6 protein-coding genes are annotated in these 6,802 nt (G+C 68.8%); all 6 read left to right on the forward strand.

The genetic code is table 11. From position 1 onward, the window contains the following. Positions 1-6 precede the first annotated feature (6 nt). On the forward strand, positions 7-900 hold the full coding sequence (locus EV653_RS03780) for a hypothetical protein (RefSeq protein WP_134097976.1): 894 nt from the start codon (positions 7-9) through the stop codon (positions 898-900). A 285-nt stretch (positions 901-1,185) separates the two neighbouring features. Continuing rightward, positions 1,186-2,676, forward strand: a complete 1,491-nt coding sequence (locus tag EV653_RS03785) for a sugar transferase (protein WP_238159541.1) — start codon at positions 1,186-1,188, stop codon at positions 2,674-2,676. Position 2,677: 1 nt separating this feature from the next. After that, positions 2,678-3,607, forward strand: a complete 930-nt coding sequence (locus tag EV653_RS03790) for a GDP-L-fucose synthase family protein (RefSeq protein WP_134097978.1) — start codon at positions 2,678-2,680, stop codon at positions 3,605-3,607. Continuing rightward, positions 3,604-4,587 carry a GDP-mannose 4,6-dehydratase gene (gene gmd / locus EV653_RS03795; RefSeq protein ID WP_134097980.1) on the forward strand — a complete coding sequence of 328 codons (984 nt, stop codon included), beginning with the start codon at positions 3,604-3,606 and terminating at the stop codon, positions 4,585-4,587. Before EV653_RS03790 ends, gmd begins: the two co-directional genes overlap by 4 nt. Positions 4,588-4,590: 3 nt before the next feature. Then, complete coding sequence (locus EV653_RS03800; RefSeq protein ID WP_134097983.1) at positions 4,591-5,382, forward strand: WecB/TagA/CpsF family glycosyltransferase; 792 nt, start codon at positions 4,591-4,593, stop codon at positions 5,380-5,382. A gap of 9 nt (positions 5,383-5,391) precedes the next feature. Next, positions 5,392-6,654, forward strand: a complete 1,263-nt coding sequence (locus tag EV653_RS03805; RefSeq protein WP_238159542.1) for a hypothetical protein — start codon at positions 5,392-5,394, stop codon at positions 6,652-6,654. The last annotated feature ends 148 nt before the right edge of the window (positions 6,655-6,802 follow it).

A 6,802-nucleotide genomic window follows, 5' to 3' on the forward strand; every position in this document is an offset into this window, starting at 1 on the left:
GGTCCCATGCATTCCATTTACGTCGACGCCGAGTTCAGTGACGACGAGCGTAGACAGAAGCTGTACGACGGCGACCTGTTCGTCTACTCACCGCGTCCGTCGACGCTGGCGCTGACCGAGTTCGCCGGCGAGATGGCCCGGCAGGCCTTCCACCCGCTGGACCCGGAGACGGCCCAGTTCGACATGTCCGTCGAGGACTACGCGGCGCTGCTCGCCGAGCTCAAGCCGCGGTTCATCCACCACCCGGAGTCGAAGCGGCTGATCCAGGAGATGCTGGTCGACTTCGGGTGCGACCCCGAGCAGGTGTACTTCGACGTGCCGCGGATGCGCAGCTCGACGTCGGACGACTACCTGACCACCGGGATCGCGTTCGCGTTCCACCCGCACCGCGACACCTGGTACTCCGCGCCGTACACACAGCTGAACTGGTGGCTGCCGATCTTCGCGATCAGCGACGACAACGGGCTGGCGTTCCACCCGCGGTACTGGCAGACCCCGGTGAAGAACAGCTCACGGGTCTACAACTACGCGGAATGGAACGCGACCAGCCGGAAGATCGCGGCGACCCAGATCGGCACCGACACCCGGGTCCAGCCGGTGCCGGAGGAAGAGGTCGAGCTGGTGCCGCAGATCCGCCCGATCTGCAAGCCGGGCGGGATCATCCTGTTCTCCGGTGCGCAGCTGCACTCCAGTGTGCCGAACACGTCGGGCCGGACCCGGTTCAGCATCGACCTGCGCACCGTGCACCTCGGTGACACGGTCGAGGGCCGGATGGCGCCGAACATCGACTCCGAGTGCACCGGCACGACGATGGGCGACTACCTGCGGGTCAGCGACCTCGAGCACATCCCGGCCGAGGTGGTCGCGGAGTACGACACGCCGAGTCGCGCCGCTGTCTGAACACCGTCTGACCAGTCGTCAAGTTTTTGTCCGGCCGACGTCATCGCGACGCCGGCCGGACTGCCTTGTTTTCTTGATCATTTCGTGATGAAGCACCTGGTTCGCGGCTCACAATGCAAGTTCTCCACAAGGAAGGCGGCCTATTGGTCGCCGAGGCCCGCGGTGCGTAGTAATCTTCGGTGACTCGCCGCCGACGCGCGGGTGAATTCTGGGGACGGACAGCTGCGGGAAGCCCTGGGCACGGAGCGTGTCCGAGCGGCCGCAACGTGAGACCGAAGGACTGGTGTGAGCGGAGCCGAAGCGCCCGGCCGGATGGACGGGCACGGACCGCTCTGGGTCGTGCCGCATGAGGTCCCGGCGATCGTTCCGCTGCCGTCGCGCTCGACCGAGCCCCGCTGGGTCGGTGTGTACCGCTGGGCCGCTGTCGGTGGTGACCTGCTGGCCGCGATGCTCGGTGTCTCGATCGCCCTGCTGACCAGGTTCGGATACCACGTCGGTCCCAGCTATCTCGTCGTGAGCAGTCTGCTGCCGCCGGCCTGGGTCGCTGTCGTCGCGCTGTCGAAGGGCTACGACCCTCGGTACTTCGGCGCCGGCCCGGACGAGTTCCGGTCGCTGATGCGGTCCGGTGTCGGCCTCACGGCCGCCGTCGCGATGACGTCGTACGTGACGAAGACCGAGATCGCCCGGGGCTTCGTGGTGCTGGCGATCCCGGTGATGGTGATCTCCGCGTTGCTGCTGCGGTACGCGTTGCGGAAGGACCTGCATCGCCACCGCGTCCGAGGTCGCTGCATGCACAGGGTTCTCGTGGTCGGGCGAAGTGGCCCGGCCGCGACGCTGTGTGAGCACCTGGAGAAGCGTCCGACCGACGGGTTCCGCGTCGTCGCGACCTGCCGGCCGCGCGGTGACCGGCACAACAACGGTCCGCTGCAGCCCGACGAGCTCGACGAGCCGGACATCCTGGCCGCCGCTGACCGGCACGCGGTCGATGTGGTTGCCATCTCGACCGATCCGGAGTTGGTCGGCCAGTCGTTGCGTCGCTTGTCGTGGGCGCTGGAGCAGCGCGGTATCGAGCTGATCGTGTCACCGGGCATCATCGAGGTCGCCGGTCCGCGGATCTCGGTCCGCCCGGTCGCCGGTCTGTCCTTGCTGCACCTGGAGCGGCCGTCCGTCAGCGGCGGCCCGCACCTGATGAAGGCCGTCTTCGACCGAACCGTTGCCCTCGGCTTCATGGCTGTGCTGTCTCCGTTGCTGATCGGCCTGGCGCTTGCGGTCAAGGTCTCCAGCCCGGGGCCGGTGCTCTTCCGGCAGCAGCGGATCGGCCGCGGGGGCGTCGAGTTCACCATGCTGAAGTTCCGGAGCATGTACTCCGACGCCGAGCAGCGGCTCGGTGATCTGTACGCGTTGAGCGACGGCAACGGCGTGATCTTCAAGATGCGCGACGACCCGCGGATGACGCCGCTCGGCCGGTGGATCCGGCGGTTCTCGCTCGACGAGCTGCCGCAGCTGTTCAACGTGTTGCGCGGCGACATGTCGCTGGTCGGTCCGCGGCCGCCGCTGGCCGAGGAGGTCGCGCTGTACGCCGCCGACGACTCGCGGCGGATGCTCGTGAAGCCCGGCATGACCGGCCTGTGGCAGGTCAGCGGCCGCAGCGACCTGTCCTGGGATGAGTCGGTCCGCCTCGACCTGCGGTACGTCGACAACTGGTCGATGACCCTGGATCTGCTGATCCTCTGGAAGACCGTGCGCGCGGTGGCCTACGGCGCGGGAGCGTATTGACATGGACCTTCAGGCACCCGTGTATGTCGCAGGCCATCGCGGACTCGTCGGTTCCGCGATCTGGCGGCGGCTGGAAGCTGCCGGATTTACGCGGCTGATCGGCGCGTCGTCGGCGGAGCTCGACCTGCGCGACCGCGAGGCCACGTTCGCGTTCCTCGCCGAGCACAAGCCCGCGGTGGTCGTCGACGCGGCTGCCCGGGTCGGTGGGATCCTCGCGAACCGCGACCACCCGACCGAGTTCCTCAGCGACAACCTGCGGATCCAGGTGAACCTGATGGACGCGGCCCTCGACGTACGCACGCCGCGGCTGTTGTTCCTCGGGTCGTCGTGCATCTACCCGAAGTACGCCGAGCAGCCGATCCGCGAGTCGAGCCTGCTGACCGGCGAGCTCGAGCCGACCAACGACGCGTACGCGATCGCGAAGATCGCCGGCATCATGCAGGTCCAGGCGGTCCGCCGGCAGTACGGTCTGCGCTGGATCTCGGCGATGCCGACCAATCTCTACGGACCGAACGACAACTTCGATCCGGCCACGTCGCATGTGCTGCCGGCGCTGATCCGCCGCTTCCACGAGGCCAAGGTGGCCGGCGCCGACGAGGTCGTGTTGTGGGGGAGCGGTACACCGCGACGCGAGTTCCTGCACGTCGACGACCTGGCCGACGCGTGCCTGCACCTGCTCGAGCAGTACGACGCGCCGGAGCCGATCAACGTCGGCGTCGGCGCGGACGTGTCGATCCGCGAGCTGGCCGAGCTGGTCGCCCGCGTCGTCGGGTACACGGGTGCCTTGAGCAACGATCTGTCCAAGCCGGACGGCACCCCGCGCAAGCTGCTCGACGTGAGCAAGCTGCTGGCGCTGGGCTGGAAGCCGTCCATCGACCTCGAAGACGGTGTGGCCGCCACCTACCGCTGGTACGTGGAGAACCACTCATGAAAAAGGCGCTGGTTACCGGGATCACCGGCCAGGACGGCTCGTACCTGGCGGAGCTGTTGCTTGCCAAGGGCTACGAGGTGCACGGCCTGATCCGGCGGGCGTCGACGTTCAACACGAAGCGGATCGACCACCTGTACGAGGATCCGCACGCGGAGGACAAGCGGCTGTTCCTGCACTACGGCGATCTGACCGACGGCTCGCGGCTCGTCACGCTGCTGGCATCGATCCAGCCGTCCGAGGTGTACCACCTGGCCGCGCAATCGCATGTGCGGGTGAGCTTCGACGAGCCGGAGTACACCGGTGACACCACCGGGATGGGTACGACGCGGTTGCTCGAGGCGATCCGGATGATCGGGCTGGACTGCCGGTTCTACCAGGCGTCCTCATCGGAGATGTTCGGCGCGACGCCCCCGCCGCAGAACGAGGACACCCCGTTCTACCCGCGCTCGCCGTACGGCGCTGCCAAGCTCTACGGCTACTGGATGACCCGGAACTACCGCGAGGCGTACGACATGTTCGCGGTGAACGGGATCCTGTTCAACCACGAGTCGCCGCGCCGGGGCGAGACGTTCGTGACCCGGAAGATCAGCCGTGCGGTCGCCGCGATCAAGCTGGGCCGGCAGGATCGCCTCTACCTGGGCAATCTCGACGCCTGCCGCGACTGGGGCTACGCCCCGGAGTACGTCGAGGGCATGTGGCGGATGCTGCAGCACGACACCCCGGCCGACTACGTGATCGCGACCGGTACGTCGTATTCGGTCAAGGATTTCGTCGCGCGCGCCTTCGACCATGTGGGGCTGGACTGGGAGCAGTATGTCGACTACGACGCGCGGTACGTCCGTCCGACCGAGGTCGACTCGCTGATCGGGGACGCGTCCAAAGCCATGACCGAGCTGGGCTGGAAGGCCCAGGTGCACGTGCCGGAGCTGGTTCAGATCATGGTCGACGCGGATCTCGCCGCGCAGACCCCGGAGGACTGACGGATGACCGAATTGCAGGCTGCAGCGACGTCGACCAGGTATGACCAGGCCGACCGGGTCGATGTCCTCGGCATCCATGTCAGCATCACCAATCCGGACCACACCGTCGCGACGTTCGCCCGCTGGATCGACCAGCAGGACCGCGAGCTGGTCTGCGTGACGGACATGAATGCGCTGCTGCACGCGCGCGCCGATGAGCGGCTCACCGAGGTCTACAACACCGCCGGGCTGACGGTCCCGGACGGTATGCCGCTGGTCTGGGCGGGCCACAAGGCCGGCTTCGAGCAGATGGACCGGGTCGCCGGGCCGGATCTGCTCGAGCGGGTGATGGCGGAGGCAGCCCGGCGCGGCTGGACGCAGTACTTCTACGGCGGCGCCGAGGGTGTGGCCGAGGAGCTGCGGGACGTGTTCCAACAGCGTCACCCGGCCTTGAAGGTCGTCGGCACCGAGTGCCCGCCGTACCGGCCCCTGACCGAGGCCGAGGACGCCGCCGTGGTCGCCCGGATGAACGAGGCGCGGCCGGACATCATCTGGGTCGGGCTCGGCGCGCCGAAGCAGGAGCGCTGGATGGCCGACCACCGCGACCGGCTGAACGCCGCGATCCTGATCGGCGTCGGAGCGGCGTTCGACTTCCACACCGGCCGGTTGGACCGCGCGCCACTGTGGATGCAGCGCGCCGGGCTGGAGTGGAGCTACCGGCTGTACAAGGAGCCGCGGCGGCTGTGGAAGCGCTACGTGCTGGGCATCCCGCGTTTCCTCGTAGGCGTTCTCCGTCATCCGCCGCGTCCGCTCTAGAGTGAGCCGGTGAAGTTCCGGCGGCCGAAGTTGCGTCGGCTGGCCGGACCGGCCGGTCGCGCCAGTTGGGGTTTGGCCGACCAGGGGCTGTCGAGTCTCAGCAACCTGGCCGTCGGGGTCGTCGTCGCCCGCTCGAGCACGGTGGCCGACTTCGGCATCTATGCGCTCGCTTTCGGCGGCTACACGATCGCGCTGAACGTGTCCCGGGCGGTCTCCACCGAACCTCTCGCCGTCCGCCACTCCGGCGATCGAACGCCTGAATGGCAGCGGGCGGTCCGGGCGAGCACGGCAACCGCCTTGCTGACAGGCCTTCTGGCGATGGTGGTCGGTCTCGCGATCGCGGCGTTCCCGGGCGTCCCGTCCAAGGGAGTGCTGATCGCCTTCGCGGTGACGATGCCGGGCCTCCTGCTGCAGGATGCCTGGCGCTGGGCATTCTTCGTCGTGGGCGAGGGCAACAAGGCGTTCGTCAACGACCTGATCTGGCTGCTGGCGATGCTCGCGATCTTCGGCGGCCTCTACCTGACCGGTACGACGTCGGCCTTCAGTCTCACGTTCGGCTGGGGGCTCGGTGCGGTCATTGCCGCGATCGCCGGCCGCTTCCAGGCCGGCGTATCGCCGCGCAGACAGCTGATTCGTGAGTGGGTGCAGCGGAACTGGGACCTGAGCCCGAAGTACGTCGGCGAGATGCTCGCGGTCTCGGGCACGATCCAGGTCTACATGCTCGGCATCACCGCGGCCGCAGGCCTGGTGGCAACCGCGGGCATCCGCGGCGCGCAGGTACTGCTCGGCCCGGTCAACGTGCTGAACCAGGGCATCCGGATGATCTCCGTACCCGAAGCAGCACGGGCGCTGCGGCACTCGTACCGCCGGCTGTGGCTCGTCGGCCTGGCCATCTCGTTCGGCGTCGGAGCCGGCGCGCTGGCGTGGGGCGCTGTCTTCCTTCTGCTACCGGCAGTTGTCGGCCGTGAACTGCTCGGTCCGGGCGTGTGGACACAGGCTCACAGCGTCCTGATCCCGGTCATCCTGCTGCAGGCGCTCGGCGCCTCGAACGCGGGCGCCTTCGCGATCATGCGAGCCCTGACCGCGGCCACGCGCGGCCTGCGCGTCCGCCTGATCTCATCGGTCATCCTGATCACCTGCGGCATCGGCGGCGCCTACCTGTGGGGCCCGAAGGGCGCAGCGTGGGGGCTGGCCGGCGCCTCGTTCACCACGCTGCTCCTGTGGTGGAACGAAGCCCACCGAGCCATAGCCGCCCACCGCCGCACCCACTAACCCCCCACCCCGCCCCGCCCCGCGCCGCGCCGCGCCTGCCCCGCCCGCCCCGGGCCGCGCCTGCCCCGCCCGCCCCGGGCCGCGCCTGCCCCGCCCGCCCCGGGCCGCGCCTGCCCCGCCCGCCCCGGGCCGCGCCTGCCCCGCCCGC

It is taken from the genome of Kribbella pratensis (assembly GCF_004365355.1).
Lineage (GTDB): Bacteria > Actinomycetota > Actinomycetes > Propionibacteriales > Kribbellaceae > Kribbella.